General features: G+C 63.5%; 24 protein-coding genes. 17 read left to right on the top strand and 7 right to left on the bottom strand.

Annotated features, from left to right (window positions below; genetic code table 11):
• The first annotated feature begins 15 nt into the window (after positions 1–15).
• From ABLE86_RS17270 to ABLE86_RS17260, 3 genes are all read left to right on the top strand, one after another.
• The gene (locus ABLE86_RS17270; protein ID WP_348780212.1) at positions 16–969 is read left to right on the top strand and encodes a substrate-binding domain-containing protein; all 954 of its coding nucleotides are present in this window, start codon (positions 16–18) and stop codon (positions 967–969) included.
• A gap of 67 nt (positions 970–1,036) precedes the next feature.
• Positions 1,037–1,630, top strand: a complete 594-nt coding sequence (locus tag ABLE86_RS17265) for a DJ-1/PfpI family protein (protein ID WP_348780211.1) — start codon at positions 1,037–1,039, stop codon at positions 1,628–1,630.
• 134 nt (positions 1,631–1,764) lie between these two features.
• Complete coding sequence (locus ABLE86_RS17260) at positions 1,765–2,151, top strand: VOC family protein (RefSeq protein ID WP_348780210.1); 387 nt, start codon at positions 1,765–1,767, stop codon at positions 2,149–2,151.
• Positions 2,152–2,266: 115 nt separating this feature from the next.
• On the opposite strand, the gene ABLE86_RS17255 is transcribed toward ABLE86_RS17260, so the two are convergent.
• The 3 genes from ABLE86_RS17255 to ABLE86_RS17245 form a co-directional block, all read right to left on the bottom strand.
• Positions 2,267–2,632 carry a DUF488 domain-containing protein gene (locus tag ABLE86_RS17255; RefSeq protein WP_348780209.1) on the bottom strand — a complete coding sequence of 122 codons (366 nt, stop codon included), beginning with the start codon at positions 2,630–2,632 and terminating at the stop codon, positions 2,267–2,269.
• Between the two features lie 4 nt (positions 2,633–2,636).
• Complete coding sequence (gene msrB / locus ABLE86_RS17250; protein WP_348780208.1) at positions 2,637–3,038, bottom strand: peptide-methionine (R)-S-oxide reductase MsrB; 402 nt, start codon at positions 3,036–3,038, stop codon at positions 2,637–2,639.
• 103 nt (positions 3,039–3,141) lie between these two features.
• A complete protein-coding gene (locus tag ABLE86_RS17245; RefSeq protein ID WP_348780207.1) occupies positions 3,142–4,332 on the bottom strand; it encodes a VWA domain-containing protein in 1,191 nt (396 codons plus the stop codon).
• 177 nt (positions 4,333–4,509) lie between these two features.
• On the opposite strand from ABLE86_RS17245, the gene ABLE86_RS17240 reads away from it, so the two are divergent.
• Entirely contained in the window at positions 4,510–5,574 is a 1,065-nt protein-coding gene (locus ABLE86_RS17240) for a GH25 family lysozyme (protein ID WP_348780206.1), read from the top strand.
• Positions 5,575–5,612: 38 nt separating this feature from the next.
• Here ABLE86_RS17240 and ABLE86_RS17235 read toward each other — a convergent pair whose 3' ends face one another.
• Together ABLE86_RS17235 and ABLE86_RS17230 are read right to left on the bottom strand one after the other, a co-directional pair.
• Positions 5,613–6,059 carry a GNAT family N-acetyltransferase gene (locus ABLE86_RS17235; protein WP_348780205.1) on the bottom strand — a complete coding sequence of 149 codons (447 nt, stop codon included), beginning with the start codon at positions 6,057–6,059 and terminating at the stop codon, positions 5,613–5,615.
• A 122-nt stretch (positions 6,060–6,181) separates the two neighbouring features.
• Entirely contained in the window at positions 6,182–7,021 is an 840-nt protein-coding gene (locus ABLE86_RS17230) for a MoxR family ATPase (protein ID WP_348780204.1), read from the bottom strand.
• Positions 7,022–7,150: 129 nt separating this feature from the next.
• Between ABLE86_RS17230 and ABLE86_RS17225 the strand changes: the two genes are divergently transcribed.
• From ABLE86_RS17225 to ABLE86_RS17200, 6 genes are all read left to right on the top strand, one after another.
• Positions 7,151–7,933, top strand: coding sequence for a 3-hydroxybutyrate dehydrogenase (locus ABLE86_RS17225; protein ID WP_348780203.1), 783 nt, complete (start codon positions 7,151–7,153; stop codon positions 7,931–7,933).
• An 84-nt stretch (positions 7,934–8,017) separates the two neighbouring features.
• Complete coding sequence (locus tag ABLE86_RS17220; protein ID WP_348780202.1) at positions 8,018–8,476, top strand: (2Fe-2S)-binding protein; 459 nt, start codon at positions 8,018–8,020, stop codon at positions 8,474–8,476.
• A 1-nt stretch (position 8,477) separates the two neighbouring features.
• A complete protein-coding gene (locus ABLE86_RS17215; protein ID WP_348780201.1) occupies positions 8,478–10,745 on the top strand; it encodes a molybdopterin cofactor-binding domain-containing protein in 2,268 nt (755 codons plus the stop codon).
• Between the two features lie 357 nt (positions 10,746–11,102).
• Positions 11,103–12,236 carry an efflux RND transporter periplasmic adaptor subunit gene (locus ABLE86_RS17210; RefSeq protein ID WP_348780200.1) on the top strand — a complete coding sequence of 378 codons (1,134 nt, stop codon included), beginning with the start codon at positions 11,103–11,105 and terminating at the stop codon, positions 12,234–12,236.
• A gap of 40 nt (positions 12,237–12,276) precedes the next feature.
• On the top strand, positions 12,277–15,441 hold the full coding sequence (locus ABLE86_RS17205) for an efflux RND transporter permease subunit (RefSeq protein ID WP_348780199.1): 3,165 nt from the start codon (positions 12,277–12,279) through the stop codon (positions 15,439–15,441).
• A 141-nt stretch (positions 15,442–15,582) separates the two neighbouring features.
• Positions 15,583–15,741: a DUF3309 family protein gene (locus tag ABLE86_RS17200; RefSeq protein ID WP_348780198.1), complete on the top strand. Its 159-nt coding sequence runs from the start codon at positions 15,583–15,585 to the stop codon at positions 15,739–15,741.
• A 65-nt stretch (positions 15,742–15,806) separates the two neighbouring features.
• Here the strand turns inward: ABLE86_RS17200 and ABLE86_RS17195 are convergent, their stop codons facing one another.
• The gene (locus ABLE86_RS17195; protein WP_348780197.1) at positions 15,807–16,763 is read right to left on the bottom strand and encodes an NAD-dependent epimerase/dehydratase family protein; all 957 of its coding nucleotides are present in this window, start codon (positions 16,761–16,763) and stop codon (positions 15,807–15,809) included.
• A gap of 97 nt (positions 16,764–16,860) precedes the next feature.
• On the opposite strand from ABLE86_RS17195, the gene ABLE86_RS17190 reads away from it, so the two are divergent.
• A complete protein-coding gene (locus ABLE86_RS17190) occupies positions 16,861–17,748 on the top strand; it encodes a LysR family transcriptional regulator (RefSeq protein WP_348780196.1) in 888 nt (295 codons plus the stop codon).
• Here the strand turns inward: ABLE86_RS17190 and ABLE86_RS17185 are convergent.
• Complete coding sequence (locus tag ABLE86_RS17185; RefSeq protein WP_348780195.1) at positions 17,733–18,914, bottom strand: MFS transporter; 1,182 nt, start codon at positions 18,912–18,914, stop codon at positions 17,733–17,735. The genes ABLE86_RS17190 and ABLE86_RS17185 overlap by 16 nt on opposite strands.
• Positions 18,915–19,280: 366 nt before the next feature.
• On the opposite strand from ABLE86_RS17185, the gene ABLE86_RS17180 reads away from it, so the two are divergent.
• The 6 genes from ABLE86_RS17180 (at position 19,281) to ABLE86_RS17155 (ending at position 25,665) form a co-directional block, all read left to right on the top strand.
• On the top strand, positions 19,281–20,480 hold the full coding sequence (locus tag ABLE86_RS17180; RefSeq protein WP_348780194.1) for an integrase arm-type DNA-binding domain-containing protein: 1,200 nt from the start codon (positions 19,281–19,283) through the stop codon (positions 20,478–20,480).
• 507 nt (positions 20,481–20,987) lie between these two features.
• On the top strand, positions 20,988–21,440 hold the full coding sequence (locus ABLE86_RS17175; protein ID WP_348780193.1) for a hypothetical protein: 453 nt from the start codon (positions 20,988–20,990) through the stop codon (positions 21,438–21,440).
• Positions 21,441–21,503: 63 nt separating this feature from the next.
• Positions 21,504–21,746, top strand: a complete 243-nt coding sequence (locus tag ABLE86_RS17170; RefSeq protein ID WP_348780192.1) for a hypothetical protein — start codon at positions 21,504–21,506, stop codon at positions 21,744–21,746.
• A 388-nt stretch (positions 21,747–22,134) separates the two neighbouring features.
• Entirely contained in the window at positions 22,135–23,217 is a 1,083-nt protein-coding gene (locus tag ABLE86_RS17165) for a toprim domain-containing protein (protein WP_348780191.1), read from the top strand.
• The gene (locus tag ABLE86_RS17160; protein WP_348780190.1) at positions 23,214–24,659 is read left to right on the top strand and encodes a phage/plasmid primase, P4 family; all 1,446 of its coding nucleotides are present in this window, start codon (positions 23,214–23,216) and stop codon (positions 24,657–24,659) included. The genes ABLE86_RS17165 and ABLE86_RS17160 overlap by 4 nt, the downstream gene beginning before the upstream one ends.
• A gap of 673 nt (positions 24,660–25,332) precedes the next feature.
• Entirely contained in the window at positions 25,333–25,665 is a 333-nt protein-coding gene (locus ABLE86_RS17155) for a hypothetical protein (RefSeq protein ID WP_348780189.1), read from the top strand.
• Positions 25,666–26,158 lie beyond the last annotated feature (493 nt).

Below are 26,158 nucleotides of genomic sequence, written 5' to 3'. Positions count from 1 at the left end.
CAAAGGGAGGTATCAATGTTGAGAGCAAGTTGGATTGCGACGGCCGCGCTGGGCGCACTGCTGGTCGCCGGGCAGGCCTGGGCGGCCGAGAAGAAGGTCGTCGCCGTGTCGATCCCGGCAGCCGACCACGGCTGGACCGCGGGCGTTGTCTACCACGCACAGGCTGCGGCCAAGGAAATCAATGCCGCCTTTGCGGACACGGTAGAAGTGGTCGTGAAGACCTCGCCGTCGGCCAGCGCGCAGGTGAGTGCGCTTGAAGATCTCTCGGCGGGCCGCAAGCTCGATGCGCTGGTCATTCTCCCGCACACCTCCGAGGAGCTGACGATGCCGGTGAAGGCCGTCAAGGACGCGGGCACCTTCATCACGGTCGTCGACCGCGGCCTCAACGACCCGACCATCCAGGACCTCTATGTCGCCGGCGACAATATCGCCGTGGGCAAGAACACGGCGAAGTATCTGGTCGACAAGCTCGGTGGCAAGGGCAATCTCGTGGTGCTTCGCGGCATCCCGACGGTCATCGACGACGAACGCATCAAAGGTTTTCAGGAAGGCATCGAAGGCTCCGACCTCAAGATCCTGGATATCCAGTATGCCAACTGGAACAGCGATGACGCCTTCAAGCTGATGCAGGATTATCTGGCCAAATATCCGCATATCGATGCGGTCTGGGCCAATGACGACGACATGCTGCTTGGCGTGCTCGAGGCCGTCAAGGAATCGGGACGCAGCGAGATCAAGTATGCGCTTGGCGGCAACGGCATGAAGGAAATCGTCAAGAAGGTCATCGACGGCGATCCGGTGACGCCGGTCGAGACGCCCTATCCGCCGTCGATGATCAAGACGGCCGTCTACATGACCGTCGCCAATCTCGTGGGGCATGCGCCGGTGCGCGGCGCCGTCAAGCTCGACGCGCCGCTGATCACCCAGCAGAACGCCGAGGAATTCTACTTCCCGGATTCACCCTTCTGAGCACCCAACCAAAAGCGGGACGGTGGCTTTGCCGTCCCGCATACCCGAACTGGAGGAGGACTTCATTTTGCCAGGCAAGAAAATACTGATGCTGACCGGTGAATTCACCGAGGAGTACGAGATCTACGTATTCCAGCAGGCCATGGAAGCGGTGGGACACACCGTACATGTCGTCTGCCCCGACAAGAATGCCGGCGACCTGATCAAGACGTCGCTGCACGACTTCGAAGGCGACCAGACCTATACGGAAAAACTGGGTCACTACGCCCTGATCAACAAGACATTCTCGGAAGCCGAACGGCAGCTCGACCAGTATCACGCGGTCTACTGCGCCGGCGGGCGCGGCCCGGAATACATCCGCACGGACAAGCGGGTCCAGGCGATCGTCCGTCACTTCCACGAGGAACAAAAGCCCATTTTCACCATCTGCCACGGCGTTCAGATCCTGATTGCAGTGGACGGCGTGGTGCGCGGAAAGAAGGTCGGGGCCCTCGGCGCCTGCGAGCCGGAGGTAACCCTTGCCGGCGGCACCTATATCGACCTGTCGCCGACGGAAGCCTATGTCGATGGAACGATGGTGTCGGCCAAGGGCTGGACCGCGCTCGCCGCATTCATCCGGGAATGCCTGAAAGTGCTGGGCACCGAGATCCGCCACAGCTGACCCCACCAATCAGGCTGCCGCCATACAAACGTGTGCGCGGCAGCCTCGGCGGTGCCAGTGACTGCTGGTGCCGATTGCGTCTGACAGCGACATCAGTCATTGAGGTGGACCATGAAGTGGCAACAGGAGGCAACATGGCAGCCGATACCGTCAGCGTCCGCTACATCGTCGATGACGTCGAAGCCGCGGTCGCGTGGTACACCGCGCATCTCGGGTTCACGCTCGCCTTCAAGCAGAGCCCGGCCTTCGCCGACGTTCGGCGCGGTTCGTTGCGGCTGCTGCTGAGCGGGCCGACCAGCTCCGCCGGCAGGCCCATGGCCGATGGCGAGCAACCCCGGCCCGGCGGCTGGAACCGCATCCATCTGATCGTCGAGGATATTGCCTCCGAGGTCTCTCGCCTCAAGGCTGCCGGCGTGCGCCTGCGCAACGACATCGTGTCGGGGCCGGGCGGATCGCAGGTTCTTCTGGTCGATCCATCCGGAAACCTGGTGGAACTCTTCCAACCGGCGCGCCGGGATTAGCGCCCAAACGCCTTGGCACGGCAGACGCAGTTGCCAGCGCAGTGTTCCCTTCGCGAGCCTGATTACCCTAGGTGCCGCGCACGCGGGCCGATGCCTAGCGGGGCACAGTCAGCGCTCATTCCAGCAGCACTTCGCGCAGCACGACTGCATCGTTGTGCTCCTCGTCATGGGCTGCATAGACCAGCGTCAGGGCACCCTTGTGGGCCAGATTGCGCAGACGATCCAGTTCGGCGCCGCGCGCAGTGAGTTCGGCGCGATAGCGGCGGCGGAATTCTTCCCACTTTTCAGGATCGTGGCCGAACCATTGGCGCAGTTCGGTGCTCGGGGCGATTTCCTTCAGCCATTCGTCGATTGCGGCGTCTGCCTTGGCGACGCCGCGCGGCCAGAGCCGATCGACCAGGATGCGAATGCCATCCCCGGAAGTCGGCGGCTCATAGGCCCGCTTGAGCCTAATCCTTTCCGCTGGGATGGGCCCGGCCATGTCGTCACGCCGGCTGGAAGTTCAGCGCCACGCCATTGATGCAGTACCGCAGGCCCGTCGGCGGCGGGCCGTCCTCGAAGACGTGGCCGAGATGGCTGCCGCAGCGCGCGCAATGCACCTCCGTGCGGACCATGCCGTAGCTGCGGTCGACGGTGGTTTCCACCGAGCCTTCTACCGGGTCGTTGAAGCTTGGCCAGCCGGTGCCGCTCTCGAATTTCAGCTTCGATTCAAACAGCGGCTGGTCGCAGCCGGCGCAGGTGAAGGTGCCGGCGCGCTTCTCGTGAAGCAGCGCACAACTGCCCGGCCGCTCGGTGCCATGGCCGCGCATGACCGCATATTGCTCCGGCGTCAAAAGCGCGCGCCATTCCGCGTCGGTGCGCGTCACCGGAAAGCGATGTTCGTCCATTTTCTCAAACTCCCTGAATCGCCGGCTCGATTTTCGACAGTCCGAGCCGAAATGTAGTGCCGCAGCCTGCCCGCTGCAAAGGCCGAGGGCATTTCGCTGGTGCTCAGTGCTTCCTTGACAGCTCCCTGGTCGCGCTTTCCAGCCCCGAAAGCGTCAGCGGATACATGCGGCCCGCAAAAATCTCGCGGATCATGCCGATGGAATGCGTATAGCTCCAGTGCTTTTCGGCCGTCGGGTTGAGCCAGACCGCGTTCGGCCATTGCTGGAGCACGCGTTGCAGCCACAGCGCGCCGGGTTCGAGGTTCCAGTGCTCGACGGAGCCGCCCGCATAGGTGATCTCATAGGGGCTCATCGATGCGTCGCCGACGAAGATCACCTTGTAGTCGTGTCCGTATTTGTGGAGCACGTCGAGCGTGGAGACGGTCTCGGAGTAGCGGCGGCGATTGTCCTTCCAGACGCCCTCATAGAGGCAGTTGTGGAAATAGAAATATTCGAGCTGCCGGAATTCGGCCCGCGCCGCCGAAAACAGCTCCTCGACCACCTGGATATGGTCGTCCATCGAGCCGCCGACATCAAAGAACATCAGCAGCTTCACGGCGTTGCGTCGTTCGGGGCGCGTGCGCACGTCGAGATAGCCATGCTCGGCCGTGGCATGGATGGTTCCGGGCAGGTCGAATTCTTCATCCGCCCCTTCCCGCACCCAGCGCCTCAAGCGCTTCAACGCCACCTTGATGTTGCGTGTGCCGATCTCAACGGCGTCGTCGAAGTTGCGGAACTCGCGCTTGTCCCACACTTTCACCGCGCGGCGATGGCGGCTTTCGTGCTGGCCGATGCGCACGCCCTCGGGATTGTAGCCATAGGCACCGAAGGGCGAAGTGCCGCCGGTGCCGATCCATTTCGAGCCGCCCTGATGCCGCCCCTGCTGCTCCTGCAGCCGCTGCTTCAACGTCTCCATCAGCTTCTCGAAGCCGCCCAGCGCCTCGACCAGCTTTTTCTCTTCCTCGGTCAGGTGCTTTTCGGCCAACCGCCGAAGCCATTCCTCCGGAATGTTGGCGACGTCGACAGCCCCCTCGCCCGACACCGCCTCCACGCCCTTGAAGACATGCGCAAAGACCCGGTCGAAGCGGTCGATATGCCGCTCGTCCTTCACCAGCGCCGAGCGTGCGAGGTAGTAAAAACCTTCGACATCATAGTCGACCAGGCCCGCCTGCATGCCTTCGAGCAACGACAGGTATTCTCGCAGCGAAACCGGGACCTTGGCTGCCTTGAGCTCGAGGAAGAAGGGTATGAACATGCTTTCACTTTGCGTCGCATAAGCCGTCGAGGCAAGCCGCGGTTCCCGAATCGGTGCGGCGCCACATTGGTAAAAATTCGGATTCAGTCTTTCTTGGTAATTTCCCGTTAGCAATTCGGGCAGTGGGTTCCGATGGCGCCGATTTCGCCGTCGATTCTGTTTTGCGTGCGGGTTCCTATGCGTTTCTCAGGCGTGTCAGCAATTCTCTTGGCGTGCATGTCGCTTGCCGGCTGCTCATCCAGTTCCGGCCTGGCCGACCTGATGGCGCAGGTTCAGCCGCCATCTCGCGAGACGACGAATTCCGTCACCAGGCCAAGCAGCCCCGTCCCGTCGGCAGATGTGGGGCCGGCGGTCGCGGAGCAGCAGGTGCCGACGATCTCGGTGGAAACGATGCCACCGGCGCAGATGGCAATGGCCGCGCCCATGCCCGTGCCGATGGCGCTGCTGCCTCCCAGGCCAGAGCCGGAGTTGCCCATTCCCTCGGCGAAGCCGGCGGCGTTCGTGGTGCCGGCCAAGCCGTCCACCGGCGCGAGGCCGCATGGGCGGGGCAAGATCTACGGCCACCGCTTCCGCGACGCCAAGCCGATCAATTTCGGCAAGGCCTCGCCGCGGGCGCTCGCCGTCCACGGCGTCGACGTTTCCCGGTGGCAAGCCGACATCGACTGGCCGAAGCTGCGCACGCAGGGCGCGAACTTCGCCTTCATCAAGGCGACCGACGGCGGCGACCATCTCGATCCGATGTTCAGGAAGAACTGGCGCGCCGCCCACGAAGCCGGGCTGAAGCGCGGCGCCTATCATTTCTTCTACTGGTGCCGCACCGCCGGCGAGCAGGCCGACTGGTTCATCCGCAACGTTCCGAGGGAACCGGGCGCGCTGCCACCGGTCATCGACGTCGAATACAACGGTGAATCGAGCTGCAAGCGGCGGCTGTCGCCCGAGACGATCCGCGAGAAGATGCAGGTGTTCATGGACAAGCTGGAACGCCATTACGGCCAGCGTCCGATCATCTACACCGCGCCGGACTTCTATCGCGACAACCTCCAGGGCGCGTTCCCGGACTATCCATTCTGGCTGCGCGCAGTGGCGGAGCATCCGTCAAAGGTCTATCCGGGACGGAAGTGGGTGTTCTGGCAGTATTCGGGCTCGGGCCTCTCGCAGGGCGTGGACGGCAAGATCGACCTCAACGTCTTCCACGGCAGCGAGGACGACTGGCACCGCTGGGTCGCGGCAAAATCGAGCTAGCTTGCCGCGACACGAGAACCGACAGCAGCCGGCGGGAACTAGAGCAGATCGTATTCGATAAAGCCGGTCTGTCGCGCGACGCGGTCGTAGAGCTTGCGCGCGGTGGCGTTGGTTTCGTGCGTCATCCAGTAGACATTGGCCACGCCGATCTTGGCCGCTTCTTGCTTGACCGCATCGATCAACGCCGCGCCCACGCCCTTGCCGCGCGTTTCCGGCGCGGTGAACAGGTCCTGCAGGTAGCAGTTGTTCACGATCGACCAGCATGAGCGGTGGTAGAGATAGTGCACCAGCCCTACCGGCTTGCCGTCAATCAGAGCAAGGAAGCCTTTGGGTTCGAACTCGCCATTGGTGAACAGGCGCTTCCAGGTGGTCTGGTAGACCTCTTCCGAAACAGTCGCCTTGTAGAATTCGAGATAGGCTGTCCAGAGGCGCCGCCACTCGTCATGGTCGGCCTGCTGGAGAGGGCGGATGGTGACGTCGCTCATCGGCTGTCGCTTTCCGTGGTTGTTAACTGAATGCGGCAGCCTGCCCGAGCATCGTTTCAACGCCAACGGGCCAGATAACGAAAACCGCTGGCCTGCCCCTCACCCGGCGGCTTCGCGGCCCCCTATCCCTGCCGTCTCGCCATGAACGCCAGGCGCTCGAACAGATGCACGTCCTGCTCGTTCTTGAGCAGCGCGCCATGCAGCTTGGGCAGCGCGTTCTTGGGGTCCGCGCGCAGGTCGGCCGGATCGACATCGTCGGCCACCAGCAGCCTGATCCAGTCGAGCGCCTCGGAGGTGGACGGCTTCTTCTTCAGCCCCGGCACCTCGCGCACCTCGTAGAACTGCGTCAACGCCGCGCGCACCAGGCTCTGCTTGATGCCCGGATAGTGAACCTCGACGATCTTCGCCAGCGTCTCGGCATCCGGAAAGCGGATGTAGTGGAAGAAACAGCGGCGCAGGAAGGCGTCGGGCAGCTCCTTCTCGTTGTTGGAGGTGATGATGACGATGGGGCGGTGCTCCGCGCGGATCGTCTCGCCGGTTTCGTAGACGAAGAACTCCATCTTATCGAGTTCCTGCAAGAGATCGTTGGGAAACTCGATGTCGGCCTTGTCGATCTCGTCGATCAGCAGCACCACCTTGCGGTCGGCTGCAAAGGCTTCCCACAGCTTGCCGCGGCGGATGTAGTTGTTGATGTCGTTGAAGCGGTCGTCGCCGAGCTGGCTGTCGCGCAGGCGCGAGACGGCGTCATATTCGTAAAGGCCCTGCTGCGCCTTGGTGGTGGACTTGATGTGCCATTCGAGGAGATCGAGGCCAAGGGCCGCGGCCACCTGCTTGGCGAGCTCGGTCTTGCCGGTGCCGGGTTCGCCCTTGACCAGCAGCGGCCGCTCCAGTGCGATCGCCGCATTTACGGCCACCATCAGATCCTTTTCGGCGACATAGGCCGAAGTGCCTTCGAAACGCATTCCAAACTCCGCTTTCATGCCGGCGGCGACACTAGGTGCCACGACACCTCGCGACAAGGCGCTGTTCGCAAACTTGCTGCACTTCAATATATAGAATGGGATCGCACCCTCGGACAAAGGACGCACGCAATGAGCGCCAGGAAGACCGCCATCGTAACCGGCTCCACTTCGGGCATCGGCCTCGCAATCGCCCATGCGCTGGCGGCAGAAGGCTGCAACATCGTCGTCAATTCCTTTTCCGACACGGAAAGCGACCATGCGACAGCCAAGGGGATTGCCGGGGACCACAAGGTCGAGGCTGTCTACATACAGGCCGACATGTCGAAACCGGCCGAATGCCGCGCGCTGGTGGACAAGGCAGCCGAACGTTTCGGCTCGGTGGACATTCTCGTCAACAATGCCGGCATCCAGCATGTCGCGCCGGTGGAGGATTTTCCGATCGAGAAATGGGATGCGATCATCGCCATCAACCTTTCCTCGGCCTTCCACACCATCGCGGCTGCCATCCCGCTCATGAAGAAGCAGGGCAAGGGACGCATCGTCAACATCGCCTCCGCCCACGGCCTCGTCGCCTCGCCGTTCAAGTCGGCCTATGTTTCGGCCAAGCACGGCATCATGGGGCTTACCAAGACAGTGGCGCTGGAGGTCGCGACCTTCGGCATCACCTGCAACGCCATCTGCCCGGGCTATGTGCTGACGCCGCTGGTCGAGGCGCAGATTCCCGACCAGATGAAGGCGCACCATATGGACCGCGAAACCGTGATCCGCGAAGTGATGCTGGACAAGCAGCCGACCAAGGAATTCGTGACCGTCGAGCAGATCGGCGCCGCCACGGTGTTCCTCTGCTCCGACGCGGCAGCCCAGGTCAACGGGACCCATCTTTCCGTCGACGGCGGGTGGACGGCGGCTTAGCCGGATGCCTCAAGGTTGGCGGAGGGACTTTCGAAACTCATGACATGCTAGTTTCGAAAGTCGCAAGTTCAGGAAGGAACTGCCATGCGCCTTGTGGTTGACGGAAAGCCGATCGAGATCGATGCCGATCCCGACATGCCGCTCTTGTGGGCGCTGCGCGACCTTGCCGGCAAGAGAGGCGTGAAATTTGGCTGCGGCATTGCCGCCTGCGGCGCCTGCACGGTGCACATCAACGGCGAGGCGGTGCGCTCCTGCACGCTGCCGGTCGGCCAGGTGGACGGTGCCATCACCACCATCGAGGGCCTTTCGACGGATGGTAAACTGCACCCGGTCCAGCAGGCCTGGCTGGAAGAGCAGGTCGCGCAATGCGGCTATTGCCAAACCGGCCAGATCATGAGCGCCGTGGCGCTGCTCGAGCATACGCCGGAGCCGACCGACGCCGATATCGACGAGGTGATGAGCGGCAATCTGTGCCGCTGCGGCACCTATCCACGCATCCGCGCGGCCATCAAGCGCGCGGCATCGCTGAAGGCGGGAGCCTGACATGGTCGGAAAGATTGCACGGCGCACCTTCCTTATCGGAGCCGCCGCAGTCGCCGGCGGCGTCGCCTTCGGTTACTACAGCTATCGCAAACCCTTCCCCAACCCGCTCGAGGGCGATCTGTCCGACGGCGAGACCACCTTCAACCCCTATGTGAAGATCGCGCCCGACAACACGATAACCGTGATCGCGCCGCGCGCGGAGATGGGCCAGGGCGTGGAAACGACGCTGGCGGCACTGGTGGCGGAGGAGCTCGACGTCGACCTGGCTGCCGTCAAGGTCGAGCACGGGCCGGTGGCTTCCGCCTATGCCAACATCGCCCTTCTGACCGACGGCTTGCCCTTCCCGGTGTTCGACCAGTCCACGCTGGCCAAACTGGCTCGCGACGGCATGGCCGTTATCGGCAAGTTCCTGGCCGTGCAGGCGACCGGCGGGTCGACCACGACCATCGATGCCTTCGACAAGATGCGCCGTGCCGGTGTCGCCGCCCGCGAGATGCTGAAGGCGGCGGCGGCAAGGGAATTCGGCGTCGCCGCATCCACACTGACTACGGGGGACGGCAAGGTCACGGATCCCGCGTCCGGCAGGAGCATGACCTATGGGGCTCTTGCCGCGGCTGCCGCGAAGCTTGCGCCGCCGGCAGACATTGCGCTGCGCAAGCGCGGCGAGTGGCGCCTGCTCGGCAAGCCGCAGATGCGCACCGACATGCTCGCCAAGGTCACCGGGCAGCCGATCTTCGGCATCGATGTCGATCTGCCCGACATGGTCTTCGGCACCGTGCGCATGAACCCGCGTCTCGGCGGCGCGCTCGTCTCGATCGATGCGTCCGAAGCCGAGAAGATGCCCGGCGTCATAAAGGTCGTGCCGATCCGCACGCATCTCGGCAACGGTTTCGGCGTGATCGCGAAGACGACATGGCACGCCTTCCGGGCGGCCGATGCGGTCAAGGCGGAATGGGGCCAGGCCCCCTACCCCGCCGACAGCGCCGGGATGTGGCAGGTTCTGGTCAATGCCGCGGCCGGAAACGGCTCGGTGATGCGCGACGACGGCAATGTCGAGAACGAATTCGCCGACGCGCCGCGCGAGAGGCTGGTCGAGGTGGAGTATCAGGTGCCGTTCCTGGCGCACGCGGCAATGGAGCCGATGAACGCTACGGCGCGCCTGAAGGATGGCGTGCTCGATATCTGGGTGCCGAACCAGGCGCCGTCGCTGCTGCGCACTGTCTGCGCCCGCGAGGCCGGCATCGGCGAGGCAAAGTGCAACGTCCACGTGACCTATCTCGGCGGCGGCTTCGGGCGGCGGCTGGAGGCGGATTACGCGCTCTATGCCACCAAGCTCGCGCAGGTCGCCGACGGGCGGCCGGTGAAGGTGACCTGGACGCGCGACGAAGACATCACGCACGACACCTATCGCCCGGCAGCACTTGGCCGCTTCCGCGCGAGGCTGGACGAGGCCGGCATGCCGGTGGCGGTGGACCTGAAGGTGGTCTCGCCCTCGATCATGGCCAGCGTGCTGCCGCGCTTCTATCCGATGCTTTCGGCGCTCGGCCCCGACAAGACGCTGACCGACGGTCTGTTCAACCAGCCCTACCAGATCCCGAACTATCGGGTTTCCGGCGTGAAGGCCGCGCTTGCCGTACCGGTCGGCTTCTGGCGTTCGGTAGGCAATTCCATCAACGGCTTCTTCCACGAAGCGTTCATGGACGAGATTGCGACGGCCGGGGGCATCGATCCGGTCGAACTTCGCAAGCGGCTGATGGCGGCCTATCCCACTGCCGTGAAAGTGGTTGAGAAGGTCGCAGCCATGTCGCACTGGGGCGAGACGCTGCCGAGCGGCAAGGCGAAGGGCTTTGCCTTCGCGCTGAGTTTCGGAAGCTGGGTGGCCCAGGCGGTGCAGATCGCCGAAACGCCGCAAGGTATCCGCATCGAAAAGGTCTGGATCGCCGCCGATGTAGGCACCGCGCTCGACCCCGGCATCATTGAGGCGCAGCTTACCTCGGGCGCCGTTTTCGGCCTGTCGGCTGCGATGGGGCAGGAGATTACTTTTGCAGAGGGCATGGTCGAGCAGTCGAATTTCCATGATTTCGACGTAATGCGCATGTCTCAGTGCCCGCAATTCGAGGTCGCCATTCTGGAGAACGCGCCCGAGATGGGTGGTGTCGGTGAGGTCGGGACGCCGCCTTCGCTCCCCGCGCTCGCCAACGCAGTCTTCGCCCTTACCGGCAAGCGGATCCGTGAATTGCCCTTGAACAAGCAGGTCAGGTTCGCCTGAACCATCGATTTCCTGGAGAGGGGATCGCATGATGCAAGCTCTAGGTAACATTCGTATGCGAAGGGCCCGGTCGAGCTCTTGCAGCCGGAAATATTTCGCCGACATGTCGGCTATGTCGAAAGATAAGCGTCTTTCGGAGACTCTTGTGTGAAGCGAGGTTCCTGACAACCCATTGTCAGTAATTGTCGGTCGATGAATTTTTCTGACTGTTTTGCGTCTGGACTTTGATGTAGAAACCGCCGCCTGTCGGCTTAGGTGGATAAACCGATTGAATCGTCCGGGGAACGGACCCCTTATAGAGCGGCACGCCTGCAAACGACCGTGGTCTCGCCGGGGACCCAAATATTGGAATTGATCATGGCCAGGTTTAGGTTTCACAAGCTTGCCGCTATCGGCGTGCTCATCGGCTTTGCAGTCTGGATGGGCACGGGCGAATTTTCATCGGTCGGCAGCGCGGCAGCCGAAAATGACAAGAAGCCCGCGGAAGCGGAGCAGGTCAAGCCGCCGGTGAGGACGGTGGCGGTGATCACGCCGCCGCGCACGCAGCATGCCCGCGCCATCCGCATGTCTGGCCAGACCGCGGCCGACAAGCGCGCGGTTCTTGCAACCCGCGCAGGCGGCATCATCGCCAAGCTGCCGGTCAAGCAGGGACAGCACGTCAAGGCGGGCGACCTGGTGCTGATGCTGGATGCCGAGGAAAAGACCGCCGCCGTGGAAACTGCGCGCCAGCTGGTCGCGCAGCGGCAGGCGGAAGCGGAAGCCCAGGAGCGCCTGGTCAAGTCCGGCAACTCGCCCAAGCTTCAGGGCGACATCGCCCGCTCCGCGCTGGCAGCCGCCAAGTCGCAGCTCGAGGCCGCCCAGGCAGAGCTTGCGCGCACCGAGGTCAAGGCGCCGTTCGACGGCGTCATCGACCGCCTGCCGGTCGAGCTCGGCAGCTCGATCATGACCGGTGGCGAAGTCGCAACCATTCTCAGCCTCGATCCCATCGTCGCCAAGGGTGAGATCAGCGAACGCGACCTGAGCTATGTGAAGCTCGGCGACGAGGCGCAGGTGAAGCTGGTTGATGGCCAGACCGTCAAGGGCACCGTTCGCTACATCAGCCGCGACGCCTCCGCCCCGACGCGCACATTCCGCCTCGAAGTCGACGTGCCGAATGCCGACGGTGCGATACCGGCTGGCATGACGGCCGAGATCACCCTGCGCGCGAAACCCGCCGACGCGGTCATCCTGCCGCGTTCGGTGGTGACGTTGAGCGACAATGGCGACCTCGGCATCCGCGCTGTCGACCAGGAGGGCAAGGTCACGTTCCACCCGATCGACCTGGTGGACGATACGCCCAACGGGCTGGTGCTCGGCGGAATTCCGACGGAAGCCCGCATCATCGTCGCCGGCCAGGACCTGGTCAGCGAGGGCGACGAGGTCGAGGCCGTCGAGGCAGACGCCGAAACGATCAAGAAGCTGGCCGGCGAAGTGACCGGAAGCGTTCAGTAGGGCCGGCAGAACACCTGCCCACACGATAAAGGTTACAACAATGGGTATCGTCGGCTACGCAATCCGCAATGCGCGGCTCACGCTTTCCTTTATGGTGTTCTTCCTGATCGCCGGCGCGCTGGCCTATCAGTCGATCCCCAAGGAAGCCGAACCGGACGTCAAGATTCCGATCATCTATGTCAGCCTGGCCTATAACGGCATCTCGCCGGAGGATTCCGAGCGGCTGCTGCTGAGGCCGGTCGAGACCCGGATGAAGAGCCTCTCCAACGTCAAGGAGATGCGCTCGGCCGCCTACCAGGGCGGCGGCTACGTGCTCGTCGAGTTCAATGCCGGCGCAGACCTTTCCAACGCGCTGGAAAACGTCCGCGCCAAGGTTCAGGACGCCAAGCGCGACCTGCCGCAAGGCGCGGAAGAACCGACCGTAAACGAGGTCAACCTGTCGGAATTTCCGGTTCTGGTGGTCACGCTCGCCGGCAACGTGCCCGAGCGCACGCTGACCGGGGCGGCGCGCGAATTGCGTGATCGCATCGAGGAAGTTCCGGGCGTGCTGCAGGCGGACCTGCGGGGCGCTCGCGACGACCTGGTCGAGGTCATCATCGACCCGGTCAAGCTCACCTCCTACGGCCTGCGCCTCGACCAGCTCATTCAGGGCGTCAACGCCTCCAACAGCCTGGTCGCCGCCGGCAATATCGAGGGCGCGGAAGGTCGCTATGCGATCAAGGTGCCGTCGCTGATCGAAACGCCGGAAGACATCGCAAACCTGCCGATCGTGGCCGGCCCCAACGCCGTGGTGCGGGCCCAGGATGTCGCCACCGTCCGTTCGACCTACAAGGACGCCGAGACCATCACCCGTCTCGACGGCAAGCCGGCTATCGCCATCGAGGTCAAGAAGCGCGTCGGCGCCAATCTGGTCGAGACGGTCGACGCGGTGAAGGTGGTGGCCGATGAGTTCGCCAAGAAGCTGCCCGAGGGCAGCGTCGTGTCCTACAGCCAGGACAAGTCGACCTCAATCCGGCAGTTGCTCGGCGACCTCCAGAACCATGTGATGATCGCCGTCATCCTGGTGTTCATCATCATACTTTACGCGCTCTCAGGCCGCGCCTCCATATTGATCGGCCTGGCGATCCCGACCTCGTTCCTGCTCGGAATATTGCTGCTCTCGCTGGCCGGCTTCACGGTCAACATCGTGGTGCTGTTCAGCCTGATCCTTGCGGTCGGCATGCTGGTCGACGATGCCATCATCGTCACCGAATTTGCCGAGCGGCGCATGGCCGAGGGCATGGACAAGAAGGAAGCCTACGCGCTGGCGGCAAACCGCATGGCCGGCCCCGTCATCGCCGCCACCATGACCCGCATCGCCGCCTTCTCGCCGCTGCTGTTCTGGCCGGGCATCGTCGGCGAGTTCATGAAATACATGCCGATCACGCTGATCGTGACGCTGTCGGCCTCGATGCTCTATGCGCTGGTGTTTACGCCGACGCTGGGCGCGATCTTCGGCAAGGCGCACCACGAGCCGGAGCACAAGGACGGCCTCTACATGAACACGGTCAAGCTTGCCGTGCGCCATCCGATCAGCACGCTGATGCTGGCGGCCGCCCTGCTGGTCGCGGTGCCTTGGGTCTACGCCCACAAGGGCAAGGGGGTGGAATTCTTCCCCAGCGTCGAGCCGGAATACGGCCTGCTCTACGTCCATGCGCGCGGCAACCTTTCGCTGGCGGAGATGGACGCGGCTGTCAGCCAGGCGGAGAAGCGCATCCTGGGCTGGCCGGGCGTGAAGTCCGTCTATACGCGGGCCGGCAAGACCACCGGCGGCGGCAACAATGTCGACGAGGATGTTGTCGGCGTGATCCAGTACGAATTCGTCGACTGGCGCGAGCGCAAGCCGGCACACGAAGTTCTGGACGAATTGCGTACCGCCATGGCCGGCATTCCGGGCGTGAGCGTGGAAGTGCAGGTGCCCGAGGCCGGGCCGCCCACCGGCAAGGCGATCCAGGTGCGACTTTCGGCTGTCGACCCGACCGGGCTCAACGACAAGGCGCGCGAAGTCGCGGCAATGCTGAAGACCATCCCCGGCGTCATCGACGTCTCGGATGGCCTGCCGCCGCCCGGCATCGACTGGGCGCTGAAGATCGACCGCAGCAAGGCCGCGCAATATGGCGTCAGCCCCTTTGCGGTCGGTTCGGTCGTTCAGCTCGTCACCACCGGCCTGAAGCTGTCGGATTACCGCCCCGCCGGCGCGGACGACGCCGTCGACATCCGCCTGCGGCTTCCGGAGGACCGCCGCACATTGTCGACGCTCGACCAGCTTCGGGTGGAGACCGCGCAGGGGTCGGTGCCGATCTCGAACTTCGTCACCCGCCAACCCGAGCCGAAGATCGGCATCCTCAACCGCATCGACGGCCAGCGCACCATCGTCGTGCAGGCCAACGTCGCCAGCGGCGTGCAGCCGGCAGCGGCGCAGGCGCAGGTGACCGAGGCGATGAAGAAGATGGACCTGCCCGGCATACGCTGGAAGCTTGCGGGCCAGGACGAGGAAAGCAAGGCGGCCGGCGAGTTCCTGAGCAAGGCCTTCGGTGCGGCGCTGTTCCTGATCTTCATCGTGCTGCTGGCGCAGTTCAACAAGTTCGGCAGCGTGATGATGGTTCTTTCCTGCGTGGTCATGTCGACCATCGGCGTGTTCCTGGGGCTGCTCATCACCGGCCAGCCCTTCGGCATCGTCATGTCCGGCATCGGCGTGATCGCGCTGGCCGGCGTGGTGGTGAACAACAACATCGTGCTGATCGACACCTACGACCGCCTGCGCCACGAGGGCTGGGACAAGATGGAAGCGGTGCTGCAGACCTGCCGCGAGCGCGCCCGCCCTGTCGTCCTCACCGCGCTTTCGGCCATCTTCGGCGTGTTGCCGATCGCCTTCGGCCTCGGGCTGGAAATCTTCCATCACGAGACCACGATCAATGCCCCGTCGACGCAGTGGTGGATCTCGCTGTCGAGCGCCATCGTCTTCGGCCTGTCCTTCGCGACAGTCCTGACGCTGATCGTCACGCCGGCGATGCTGATGGTGTTCACGCGCAGCAAGAACAGCCGCGTCAGCCGCTTCCTCGGCCGGGTGTTCCGCCGCGGCGGCAAGGCCGAAAATGCGGCCGGGGCAACCACGGAACCGGCCGTCGGCTCCGGCGGGGTTGCCTATCCCAAGGCCGCGGAGTGATGCGCCCGCGCCGTACGCCGCCTGGACGGCGTGCGGCACGTCTCGCCGGCCGCGAGTTCTGCTCCGGCCGGCGCGCAGGGAACCACAATTCCCGTCAAGCATTGTCAACCCATTGAAACTTTTCAATGGAGGGAGACACTCATGACGCTATCCACACTGCTGATCATAATCCTGATCCTTATCCTGGTCGGCGCCTTTCCGGCGTGGCCCTATTCACGCGGCTGGGGTTATGGCCCCTCCGGCATCGTCGGTATTTTGTTGATCGTTCTGGTGATCCTGTTGCTGACGGGCCGCGTCTGACCGTCTCGTCAAAAGAACGCCCGCAGCAATTGTGCTCCGGGCGTCCTTGTCTTTTAGAAACGAGTTCACGCCGCCTGCCGGCGCACTTCTCCCGCGGTAACAAGATCGGCGAGCGCCTGCGCCACGGCCTCGTCCAACGGTGTGTGCGGGACAGTTCCGATAATGCCTTCCAGCCGCATCGACGCCAGTCGGTGTTCCTCGAAGCGCAGATAGGACATCGACAGGATGGCCTTCCACATCGGCACGAACGGGCTGCCAGCCCGCAGCACCCACCAAGGCATCGATGCAAGCTTCAGCGTGTGCCCGACAGCCTTGTCGGCCGCCGCCTTCATCTGCAGGTCGGTCACGGCATGGCCCGGGAAATTCAGGTTTTCATAAGCGCCCAGCAGGTCGTGCTTTTCGGCCAGTGCGACGAAGGCGGCCGCGAAATCCGGCAGATAGGTCCACTCGTGCACGAGATCGACCGGACCCGGCGCGGTGTAGACGCCCTTCGCGATCTTGGAGGCCACGACCAGGTCGAACCACGATCCCGCGCCCTTGCCGCCAAAGAAATCTCCGGCGCGGAGCAAAGTGGTGCGAACCCGGCCGGCGGCGGCCTCACTGCGAAACAGGTCTTCCATCGCGACCCGAATGCGGCCCTTTTCGGTGGAAGGGTGCTGCGGAGTTTCCTCGGTGATGACCGCCGGCATCGGCGATCCGAAATTGTAGACCGAGCCCGGGAACAGGTGCAGGGCGAGGTTGGCGTGGCAGGCGGCCATCACGTTTTCCGCCATGGGCAGGCAGGTGCTCCAGTCGGAATAGATCGGGCTCAGCCCGTTGAAGACGATGTCCACGCCTTGCGTGGCGCGGATCAGCGACTGCCTGTCGAGCGCGTCGGCGGCGACAGCTTCCGCGCCGGAGAGTTCCGGCGGCAGCTTGCCGTCGCGGGTCACCGCCCGCACCTCATAGCCGGCGTCGAGAAAGGCGTTGGCCACCATGCGGCCAAGCCGGCCGCGGGCGCCTAGAATTGCGATTTTGGTCATTTCGGTCACTCGTGTTTGTGTGAGTAACCTTCATATGTTCCATGCATAGTCGAATTGAAATTGACTGAAATCGGCACGTCGTTATTCACTTTCGAATATGAACGAGATCGACTGGAACCTCATCCGAAGCTTCGTGGCCGTCGCCGAGACAGGCAGCCTTTCGGCTGCCGCACGGCAACTTGCCGCCAGCCAGCCGACGCTCGGCCGCCACATCGCCGAACTCGAGCAGGCGCTGGGCGTCACGCTCTTCCGGCGCGGTCGGCAGGGCTATGTTCTGACCGAGGCCGGCAGCCTGTTGTTCGAGCGCGGGCGGGCCGTGCATGAGGAAGCGACCGCCTTTTCGCGCCTGGCGCTTGGGTCGGTCGAGGCCATCGAAGGCACGGTCCGCATAGCGGCAAGCGAGATCGTTGCGGCCTACGTGCTGCCCGACATGCTTGCCAGGCTGGGCATCGAGGAGCCGGGCATAGAGGTCGAGATCGTCGCCTCGAACCAGATCGAGAACCTGCTGCGCCGGGACGCTGACATTGCTCTGCGCATGGTCGAGCCAACGCAGAACGAACTTCTGGCGCGCAAGGTGGCCGACCTCCCCCTTTGCGCCTGTGCGGCAAAGAGTTACCTGGCGCGGCGCGGAACGCCCAAGAACGCCTACGATCTCGTCGGACACGACCTGGTCGGCTACGACCGTGGTGACGAGATCATCAAGGGCTTCGCCGCCTTGGGGGTCAAGCTCGACCGCCACGCCTTTCGTTTCCGCACCGACAACCAGATCGTGCTTTGGGAGGCAATACGCATGGGCAATGGGATCGGCTTCGCCCAGGAGTCGCTGGTGCGGGCCGACCCGCTGGTCGAGGCAATCCTGCCGGACCTCCAGCTACCCGTGCTGCCCATGTGGTTGGCCATGCATCGCGACGTGCGGAGCAGCCTTCGCATCAGGCGGGTAGCGGACTTCCTTTTTGTGGCTTTGAAGCGCTATTCGGCCGGTTGAGACGCGGGCATGAAATCGGCCCCGCGCGCCAGGCCAGCCATGAGGCAGACCACCACCAGCAGGCAGGACATGGCAACGAAGATCGGGGCGAAACCGGTATGCTCGCCGACGAAGCCGATTGCCGACGGCGCCACCAGGATGCCCGAATAGCCCATCACGGTCACCACGCTCATGCCGGCGCCGGGCGACATGCCGCGCTGGTTGCCGGCGGCCGAGAAGGCGATCGGCACCATGTTGGCAACGCCAAGCCCGGCAAAGGTGAAGGCGCAGATCGCCATCCAGGGCGACGTGGCAAGGCCGGCCGTGAGCATGCCGGCGGCGGCGATAAGGCTCGAAATGCGAAGCGTGCGCACGGCGCCGAAACGGTTGCGCACGCCATCGCCGAGAAACCTCATGGAAGCCATCGTCGCCGAGAAACCGGCGAAGGCGAAGCCCGCGGTGGCGATATCCGCGCCGAGTTCCTCACGCAGGTAGAGCGCAGCCCAGTCGAGCACCGTGCCTTCCGGCACCATGGAGAACAGCGCGACGAGGCCGACCAGATAGATCAACGGATTGGACGGCAAGGATAGTTTGCGGTGCTCGCGCACCACCGGCTTGTCCTCGGCCATGATATGGCGCAACGCCAGCGCGACGATGACAAGTGCCACCACCGTCACCAGGACGGCGTGGGCAGCATGGCCGTAAAGCTGGATCGCCAGGCCGCCAAGGCCGCCGCCGGCAAAGCCGCCCAGGCTCCAGAAACCGTGCGAGGACGACATGATGGCGCGCGAGAGCTTGCGCTCCACCGCCACCGCATTGGCGTTCATGGTGACATCCATGCCGCCGATGACCGCGCCGAAGACATACATGGCCAGTGCCGCGAACGGCACGTTCGGCGCCAGCGCGACCGGCAGCAGACCGACGGTCGCCACAACGGAGAAGATCCTGAGCACCTTGCGCGAACCGTGCCGACCGATGAGATAGCCGCACCATGGCATCGCCGTGAGCGCGCCCAGACCGAAGGCAAGGATCAGCAGACCAAGCGTGAATGGGCTGATGCCGAGCCGGGGCAGGAACAGCGGGATCTGCGGCGCCCAGCTGCCGGTCAGGAACCCGTTGGCGAAAAACATCGCCGCCACAGCCCAGCGGCCGCGCCTGGCAGTTTCAAGGATCTGGGTGGAAGACATGAACGGATTCCGCAAGAGGCGTTGGCGCGCGCGAACTTAAATCGGTTTAACACTTAGTCAACACGATAAGAGCGGCGAAAGATTGGACCAGCCTGTCCCTATGCCAAGGATTATTGCGGATCAAATGCCTGGGCGAAGTGTCGCCTGCGCCAAGCCGGAGAGAGCTGGCGATCAGCGCCAAAAGCGGTTGGGTATCAATCAGATGGAAATTGTATGGCGGAGAGGGAGTCCGCCATACTAACGTCCTTCTGAGTTTCTAGGTGTTCCTCAAATCCAGCAATCCGAGGCAATGGCGATCTCTAATGTCTCCAAATGTCCTCTGCGATGCGCTATGATCCCCACTCGTAAGTGGGGAAGGAAGTGGGGATGACTCGAGCACTACACAAATTGTCCGACGCCGCGGCAAAGGCCGTGAAGAAGCCGGGGCGGCACAGTGACGGCGGCGGCCTCTATCTCAACGTGGCACCATCAGGGTCGAAGTCGTGGCTCTTCATGTGGGTGCGTGACGGCAAGCGCCGTGAGATGGGGCTGGGGCCCTATCCGGCCGTGACACTCGCCAAGGCGCGCGCCAAGGCGGTCGAATACCGGGCTGCGGTCGAGGATGGCCGGGATCCGATCATCGAGCGCAACAAGGAGGCGGAGCCGACCTTCGCGGAATGCGTTGACCAGTTCCTCGCCTCAATGGAAAGCTCGTGGCGCAACGAAAAGCACCGCGCGCAGTGGCGCATGACCCTGACGGCCTACTGCAAGCCGATCCAGACCCGGAAGGTGTCCGCGATCGACACGGCCGACGTGCTCGAGGTGCTGACCCCGATCTGGAAGGAGAAGGCGGAAACCGCGTCGCGCCTGCGCGGCCGGATCGAGCGCGTCCTCGACTTTGCCAAGGCCAAGGGCTGGCGGACCGGAGAAAACCCGGCCTTGTGGCGCGGGCATCTGAAGAATGTTCTGCCCGCCCGCCAGCGGCTGACGCGCGGGCACCATGCTGCGATGCCCTATCGCGACGTACCCCAACTGATCACCCGGCTGCGGGCCAGCGAGGCAATGGCCGCGCGGGCGCTGGAGTTTCTCATCCTCACGGCGGCCCGCTCGGGCGAGGTGCTGGGCGTGCAGTGGCCGGAAATCGACTTCGAGCGGGCGATCTGGACGGTGCCGGCCAACCGAATGAAGGCCGGCAAGGAACACCGCGTGCCGCTGACGGAGCGGGCGCTCGCCATCCTGAAGTCGCTGCATGACGTGCGGGGTTCGACCTATGTCTTTCCCGGGCACAAGGTCGGGCGTCCGCTTTCGGGCATGGCTATGGAGATGCTGCTGCGCCGGTTGAAGGTGGAAGACGTCACCGTGCACGGCTTCCGCTCCTCCTTTCGCGACTGGGCCGGCGACGCGACGACCTTCCCGCGCGAGATCGCCGAGGCTGCGCTGGCGCATGAGATCGGCAATGTCGTGGAGCGCGCCTACCGGCGCGGAGACGCCATTGAAAAGCGGCGCCGGCTGATGATCGCGTGGGCCGATTACTGTGAGGGACAGACACCGGACAATGTAATTCCGCTTAGTGCCCACCACTACTGAAATGCCGCCAATAGGAGCACCGACAGGGCAGCGTAGAACAGGCGAGCGCTTCGTGCTTTCCGATTGGAGTCCGGGACGTTGATCTGTGCGGCCAACGTCCGGGCAGTTTGCCGTGGCCAAGGCGTTCCGGCCGGCTCTCGCAAGCTGGACACCTGCTTCATGAAGGTCACCCGGCATCCACGATGTCGTAGTTTGTGCCATGCGCGCAAGTTTCACCCGTCTAATATGTTACTCAATGCGAGATAACTAGGGACGGAGTGGCGCATGAAGGGCGCCTGCCGCACATTTGAGAGGCTTCTCCCGATGGACAAGGGTGAATGGATCTGGGGCGGTGAGTGGGCAAGCGATCCTCGAGAGGGCAGGCCATCGGCCGGGCACCCATACCGACATCCGTACTCCTCGCTCGGGCGCTCGTATGGGCAGGCGCTCGCGCGGGCGCTTTCGAATTCATTGCGCGCTGGCCAATCTCGCCGCGCGACACTTCCTGGTGACCCACGGAACTGAAGCTTGAGCATCCTGTACAGACTTTTCCCACCTGGCCTTGATCCCTCAAAATCGTTGGAGCGTGAGGCAGACCTCCGCCGGTTTGCCGAGAAGCGCGGAATCGACATGTCACATGACGGCTGGATGGAGACGGTCGTCATTTGGGCCGCGCGAGAACACCCGGAACTCAACCCTCCTAAACGTGGGGCTCCCCGCAAGAGCGCGTGGGATGAGGCGCTCGAGGCGCGAGATTTCCTGGCATATTACGAAGAGCAGAAGCGGGAGCTTGAGGAGACGCAGGGAAATAAGGTGAGCGATCGCGATGTGGCCAAGAGAATGGCCGTCCTCGAGGCTCACAGGGCCGGGCGAAAGGATGCCCTGTCTTCCAACCAAGCGTCTGAAGCGGCAGTGAGGAAGATGGCCAACAAGATCTCGGCGGCCCGTCGCATCATGAAAAACTCAGGCCTTATTTTATGACAGACGACAACACCTAACTGCGCATATGGAGACACACCGCAAAACGAATTGTGAGGTGTCTCAATGAAAAATCGGACAGCCGAGCTGACAATTAAGGTATCTAAAACGCCCGCTGGCGCCCCTGAGCGCGAACACGACCTGCCGCTCGCAGTGACGATCCAGCAGGCGCTGGAAATCACGAGCCTCTCGCGCAGCTTCCTTTATAAAAAGTTCGAAACAGGTGAGCTGACGCGCCTCAAGGCTGGCCGGCGCGTGCTCATCATGCGAGATGAATTGCTCTGCTACCTGAGCTCGATCCGCAAGTGAGCGTACTCGCAGCAATGATCCAAATTTCGACAGTGCCTGCTTGCCCAGCGCGCCCGCAGCAGTCCGCCTCCTCACCGTCCCGCGAGAAACCTCCTCCGGAAACGAAAACTGCCAACCCGATCGCCATCAGCGGCGGCATCCGCGCCGCCAGTTTGCAGGCCGGCACCTGCCGATCCAGCCGCTCCCAAAGGGCGTGTCCGTCGCCCTCGAGTCGGCCAGCAGAGGCGACCTTCCACTAACAATTGCGAAAGAGAAAGGCCCCCAGAACGTCGCCGTTCCGGAAGCCTCATCGTTGTGACAGACGCACAGGCACCACCTCCGGACCGCAAAGTCAATAGCGGCGCGCTCACGGCACCAGTCTCTTTGGCCCGAGCCTGAAAGCGAGGTCATGTTCAAGCGATTTGCGGCGGCGTCTGATGGCGCCGCACCCTCTGACACGTCCGAAGTTCTGGACCAGCGCCTCCCCACACAGCGTTCCCGCAGGAACCATCCGGCGATCGCCTTGCCTGGGCGAGGTGGCGGCATGAGCATTACTACCGCTGCCAAGCTACTCGGAGGGAACACTTACAGCCGCGACACGGTCCTTTGCCCCGGACCCGGGCACACGCACGACGATCGGTCGCTGTCGGTCTTGTTCGACCAGAACGCCCCTGACAGCTTTATCGTCTATTCCTTCGCCGGCGACGACTGGCAGGCCTGCCGAGACCACGTCCGCGCGCGGCTCGGGATCCGCGCTTTCGATCCCAAGCGCAAGGACGAGCGCCTCATGCGCGAAATCCCCCAGCAACCCACCCGTCCCATCACCCTCAATCCTGAGGCAGCCTGCAAGCGCGAATATGCTCGGAAGCTTTGGAGCGAGGGGCGGCCGATCGGTGGGACCCGCATTGAGACCTATCTCCGCGGCCGTGCCCTTGTGCTGACGGATGAGGCCTTCACGGGCCACGCGCTCCGCTACCATCCGAAATGCCCATTCCGTCTCGAGAGCGGTGAGACTGTATTTTTGCCAGCGATGCTGGCCGCAATGGTGGGGATCAACGACAACGAGTTCCGCGGCATCCATCGCACGGCAATCGTCCCGGACGGCAGCGGCAAGGCCAAGGTCAGCGGCCTCGGCAATCCCCGCAAGATGCTTGGGGACGCCAGGCGCGCCTGCGTCAAGCTCTGCCGCGACGAGGAAGTGACGCTCGGGCTCGCCATCGCAGAGGGCATTGAAACCGCGCTTGCCGTTATGAGTCTCGGCTACCGGCCGGTATGGGCTGCGCTTTCGGCCGGCACCATGGCTCAGTTTCCGGTTCTGGCGGGGATCGAGACGCTCTCCTTGTTTGTGGACAATGATGCATCGGGGACCGGGCAGAGGGCCGCCGAGGCTTGCGCCGCACGCTGGGTGGCACAGGGTCGCGAATGCGTGGTCCGAACTCCACTCGAAATCGGTTCGGACTTCAACGACCTGGTAGCGTGGGGCAAGCTATGAGTAGCCCCGAGGACAAACTGAAGGCGCTCGGCGTCATCGAACAGTTGAGAGGACCGGTCCCGTCGCATGAAGCTAGCACGGCCGATGCGGCGCAGCGCGAAAAGGAGCACACATCGCCCGCCACGGAAACGGGACTGATTTCTGAGGATCATGCCGCAACAGTTTTCGTCGACGCCTACAGAGATCGCATACGCTACGATCCTGACCGGAAGACGTGGCTGACCTGGAACGGCAGCTACTGGGAGCAAGACTCAACGGGCCGCGTCTTTTCGTGGATACGGGAAGCCGTCCGGGATTATGGGAGCGCCCGCGCCAAATCGCTGTCGGAAGTCGCGAAGGTGGGCAGCGTCAACTTTGCCAAGGGCGTCGAAACCTTTGCCCGCACGACGCAGTCGATCGTCTGCCCATCTGACCGATGGGACGCGAACCCCGACCGGCTTGGGACCCCTTGCGGAACCGTCGACCTCAAAACCGGGCGCCTTCTGCCAGCTGACCTTGCTGACCTCATCAGCATGACGACCACCGTCGCGCCAGCGCCAGCACATACGGATTGCCCGCGCTGGCTGGCGTTCCTGACAGTGGCAACCGGCGGAGATCCCGAGCTGATGGATTTCCTGCAGCGTTGGGCCGGCTACTGCCTGACTGGGCACACGCGGGAGCACACCCTGGTGTTCCTTTACGGTGGCGGCGGCAACGGCAAGAGCGTGCTCGTCAATACTCTGGCGCGCATCATGGGCGATTATGCCCGCACGGCACAGATGGACACCTTCACGGCTTCGCATTTCGACAAAGGCAGCGAGGGGCTCGCTGCACTGCGCGGCGCGCGTCTGGTGACGGCCTCCGAAACAGATGAGGGCCGGCGCTGGGATGAGGCGCGGCTCAAGGCCGTGACGGGCGCCGACACGATCCGGGCGCGGCGGCTCTATGAGAACTCCACAGAATACAAACCAACCTGGAAGCTGACATTCCTCGGCAATCATACCCCCGCGATCCAGAACCTGGACGACGCTTTGCGGCGGCGGATTGTGATGGTTGCGTTCACGCGCAAGCCCTCTGCTCCAGATCCCCAGCTCGAGGAGAAGCTGCAGGTCGAATGGCCGGCCATTCTGCAGTGGATGATCGAAGGGGCCGTGGCCTGGCACCGCGATGGCCTGACACGGCCGAAGGCGGTGGTCGAGGCGACCGCCGAGTATTTCGCGGAACAGGACACGTTCGGCAGCTGGCTGGCCGAGCGGTGCCAGGTCGAGCTCGGATCGGTCACGCTGAAGGAAAAGGCCATATCACTATACGAAGACTGGCGCGCATTCGCCTCGCAGCAAGGCGAAGATCCCGGCTCGATCAAGACCTTTGGTGCCGCTATGCGCAAGCGCGGCTTCCAGAAGAAGCAGGACAGGGCCTGGGGGACAAAGGCCTTTTTCGGAGTTCGGCTCAAACAGCGGTGAGGGGACGGCGAAGAAAGGTTTCCGGTTTCCGAATGTTTCCGGAATTCTTGCAAGTTCCTCTATATATGCGCGCGCGATAGGGACTTTTCACCGGTTTCCGGAAACATTTGGAAACCGGAAACAGACTCCCATCATGCAGGCGCACGATTGTAGCCTCGGCGACCTGGTCGGAGCCAGCACACAAGCCTTCATCCAAACCTTCATCCAAATCCGGTGCATGGTGGCAAGGTGGGCAAAATGTAAGGAAACTGACGCGATGGGCGATTGCCGTCACATTGCATGAAAATTGGACGGGTAATCGCAGGCGAACGGGACAGCAAACGGCGGCTATAGTGGCGACGGTCTTCCGTACAGCCGAGAAGATGCGCGCATGCGGCCTATCAGTTCCCCCGGTGTAGCTGTAGATCGAAAACAGCCGTCCGCTCCTCAATCGGCCTGCGCGGTAGCGCCAACCTCGCCGCACGCGGCCCTAAAGCGCCATGCCAGAAAAGCGCTTTTTACGTCGCCAAGGTCGCCGAGCGCGAGGCGCAAGTTTCGGGGCTGCAGCTGGTACCGGCTCCTGGGAGGGGAGCGGTTCAGGCGGTGGGGTGCGCAGCTTCTGCCAGCGGCGTTTCTGGGCGGCTGCAATGCGGGCGCGGCCCTCGGCCGTCTTTGGGCCCGATGATGACCCGCCATGCAGCCGGCAGCGCGCCTTGCCGGCAACCACAGCCATGGCACAGGGGTGCCCCCGCCGCGTCCGCGCCCCGCATCGGACCCGCTCGCGTTTCGGGACCGGCTCGCCGGTGCCGAGCAGGCCGATGGAGGCCATGCGCTCGCAGCGCAGGCCTTGCTGGCATGTCTCACGCTCGCAGGCGTATCGGCCCTTCTGGCCTGGGCAGACCACATATTCGTAGCGACACCATTTTTCCCAGGTCGACTGGCTGATGCGCTTGTCAGGCGGCCCGCCGGCGATGCGCAGTTCGAGCGCCCGTTCTTCGGCCGCGCGCTCTTCCTCGATCTCCGCTAAAATACGCCGGTGCCAATTCCGCACGCTAACAATCCTCAACAGGCGTATAAGACCCCATAACGAACTCTATGCGCCCCGGCCGTAGCAGTCAAAGGCCCGAGCCATGCCCGTAGGATTCGGGTGAACGCCTCCGGTGTGTGCTCCCGTGCTCGCCGACCAAGGCCTGACCGCGCCTGCCATGACGCGCCATCGCGCTGTGTTGGCTCAAGGCTGTCAGAATGGTTTTCCAAAATGTTGGCAATTGTGAACAGCGCTGTAATACCCCATGACGAAAGTAATCGTAGCTGCCGGGTGCTGTGCCTTATCTGCTGACGTCCGCACCTGACCCGCCGGAGACCTTCAAGCGGCGAATGACCGTTTAGCGCCCATATTGTTGATTTCCACCAGGAACTGACCCGGGATTAGCGGATATTTCCATCGAGAAGTGACCCATGTTTGAACCTTGCCCCGCGTGTTTTCAGCGGGGGCTATGGAGTGATCGACATGGCGTTAT

The organism is Mesorhizobium sp. KR2-14 (assembly GCF_040049255.1).
Taxonomy (GTDB): Bacteria; Pseudomonadota; Alphaproteobacteria; order Rhizobiales; family Rhizobiaceae; genus Pseudaminobacter.
The sequence above is the reverse complement of the archived record's forward strand: the minus strand, read 5'-3'. Positions and strand labels throughout refer to the sequence as shown.

Coding starts and splice junctions, on each gene's coding strand:
- ABLE86_RS17190 (WP_348780196.1), top strand. CDS start 16,861: ATGAACGAGATCGACTGGAACCTCATCCGAAGCTTCGTGGCCGTCGCC.
- ABLE86_RS17195 (WP_348780197.1), bottom strand. CDS start 16,763: ATGACCAAAATCGCAATTCTAGGCGCCCGCGGCCGGCTTGGCCGCATG.
- msrB (WP_348780208.1), bottom strand. CDS start 3,038: ATGGACGAACATCGCTTTCCGGTGACGCGCACCGACGCGGAATGGCGC.
- ABLE86_RS17225 (WP_348780203.1), top strand. CDS start 7,151: ATGAGCGCCAGGAAGACCGCCATCGTAACCGGCTCCACTTCGGGCATC.
- ABLE86_RS17165 (WP_348780191.1), top strand. CDS start 22,135: ATGTTCAAGCGATTTGCGGCGGCGTCTGATGGCGCCGCACCCTCTGAC.
- ABLE86_RS17160 (WP_348780190.1), top strand. CDS start 23,214: ATGAGTAGCCCCGAGGACAAACTGAAGGCGCTCGGCGTCATCGAACAG.
- ABLE86_RS17230 (WP_348780204.1), bottom strand. CDS start 7,021: ATGCGTTTCGAAGGCACTTCGGCCTATGTCGCCGAAAAGGATCTGATG.
- ABLE86_RS17180 (WP_348780194.1), top strand. CDS start 19,281: ATGACTCGAGCACTACACAAATTGTCCGACGCCGCGGCAAAGGCCGTG.
- ABLE86_RS17185 (WP_348780195.1), bottom strand. CDS start 18,914: ATGTCTTCCACCCAGATCCTTGAAACTGCCAGGCGCGGCCGCTGGGCT.
- ABLE86_RS17215 (WP_348780201.1), top strand. CDS start 8,478: ATGGTCGGAAAGATTGCACGGCGCACCTTCCTTATCGGAGCCGCCGCA.
- ABLE86_RS17245 (WP_348780207.1), bottom strand. CDS start 4,332: ATGTTCATACCCTTCTTCCTCGAGCTCAAGGCAGCCAAGGTCCCGGTT.
- ABLE86_RS17210 (WP_348780200.1), top strand. CDS start 11,103: ATGGCCAGGTTTAGGTTTCACAAGCTTGCCGCTATCGGCGTGCTCATC.
- ABLE86_RS17155 (WP_348780189.1), top strand. CDS start 25,333: ATGCAGCCGGCAGCGCGCCTTGCCGGCAACCACAGCCATGGCACAGGG.
- ABLE86_RS17235 (WP_348780205.1), bottom strand. CDS start 6,059: ATGAGCGACGTCACCATCCGCCCTCTCCAGCAGGCCGACCATGACGAG.
- ABLE86_RS17260 (WP_348780210.1), top strand. CDS start 1,765: ATGGCAGCCGATACCGTCAGCGTCCGCTACATCGTCGATGACGTCGAA.
- ABLE86_RS17205 (WP_348780199.1), top strand. CDS start 12,277: ATGGGTATCGTCGGCTACGCAATCCGCAATGCGCGGCTCACGCTTTCC.
- ABLE86_RS17240 (WP_348780206.1), top strand. CDS start 4,510: ATGCGTTTCTCAGGCGTGTCAGCAATTCTCTTGGCGTGCATGTCGCTT.
- ABLE86_RS17270 (WP_348780212.1), top strand. CDS start 16: ATGTTGAGAGCAAGTTGGATTGCGACGGCCGCGCTGGGCGCACTGCTG.
- ABLE86_RS17255 (WP_348780209.1), bottom strand. CDS start 2,632: ATGGCCGGGCCCATCCCAGCGGAAAGGATTAGGCTCAAGCGGGCCTAT.
- ABLE86_RS17170 (WP_348780192.1), top strand. CDS start 21,504: ATGAAAAATCGGACAGCCGAGCTGACAATTAAGGTATCTAAAACGCCC.
- ABLE86_RS17200 (WP_348780198.1), top strand. CDS start 15,583: ATGACGCTATCCACACTGCTGATCATAATCCTGATCCTTATCCTGGTC.
- ABLE86_RS17220 (WP_348780202.1), top strand. CDS start 8,018: ATGCGCCTTGTGGTTGACGGAAAGCCGATCGAGATCGATGCCGATCCC.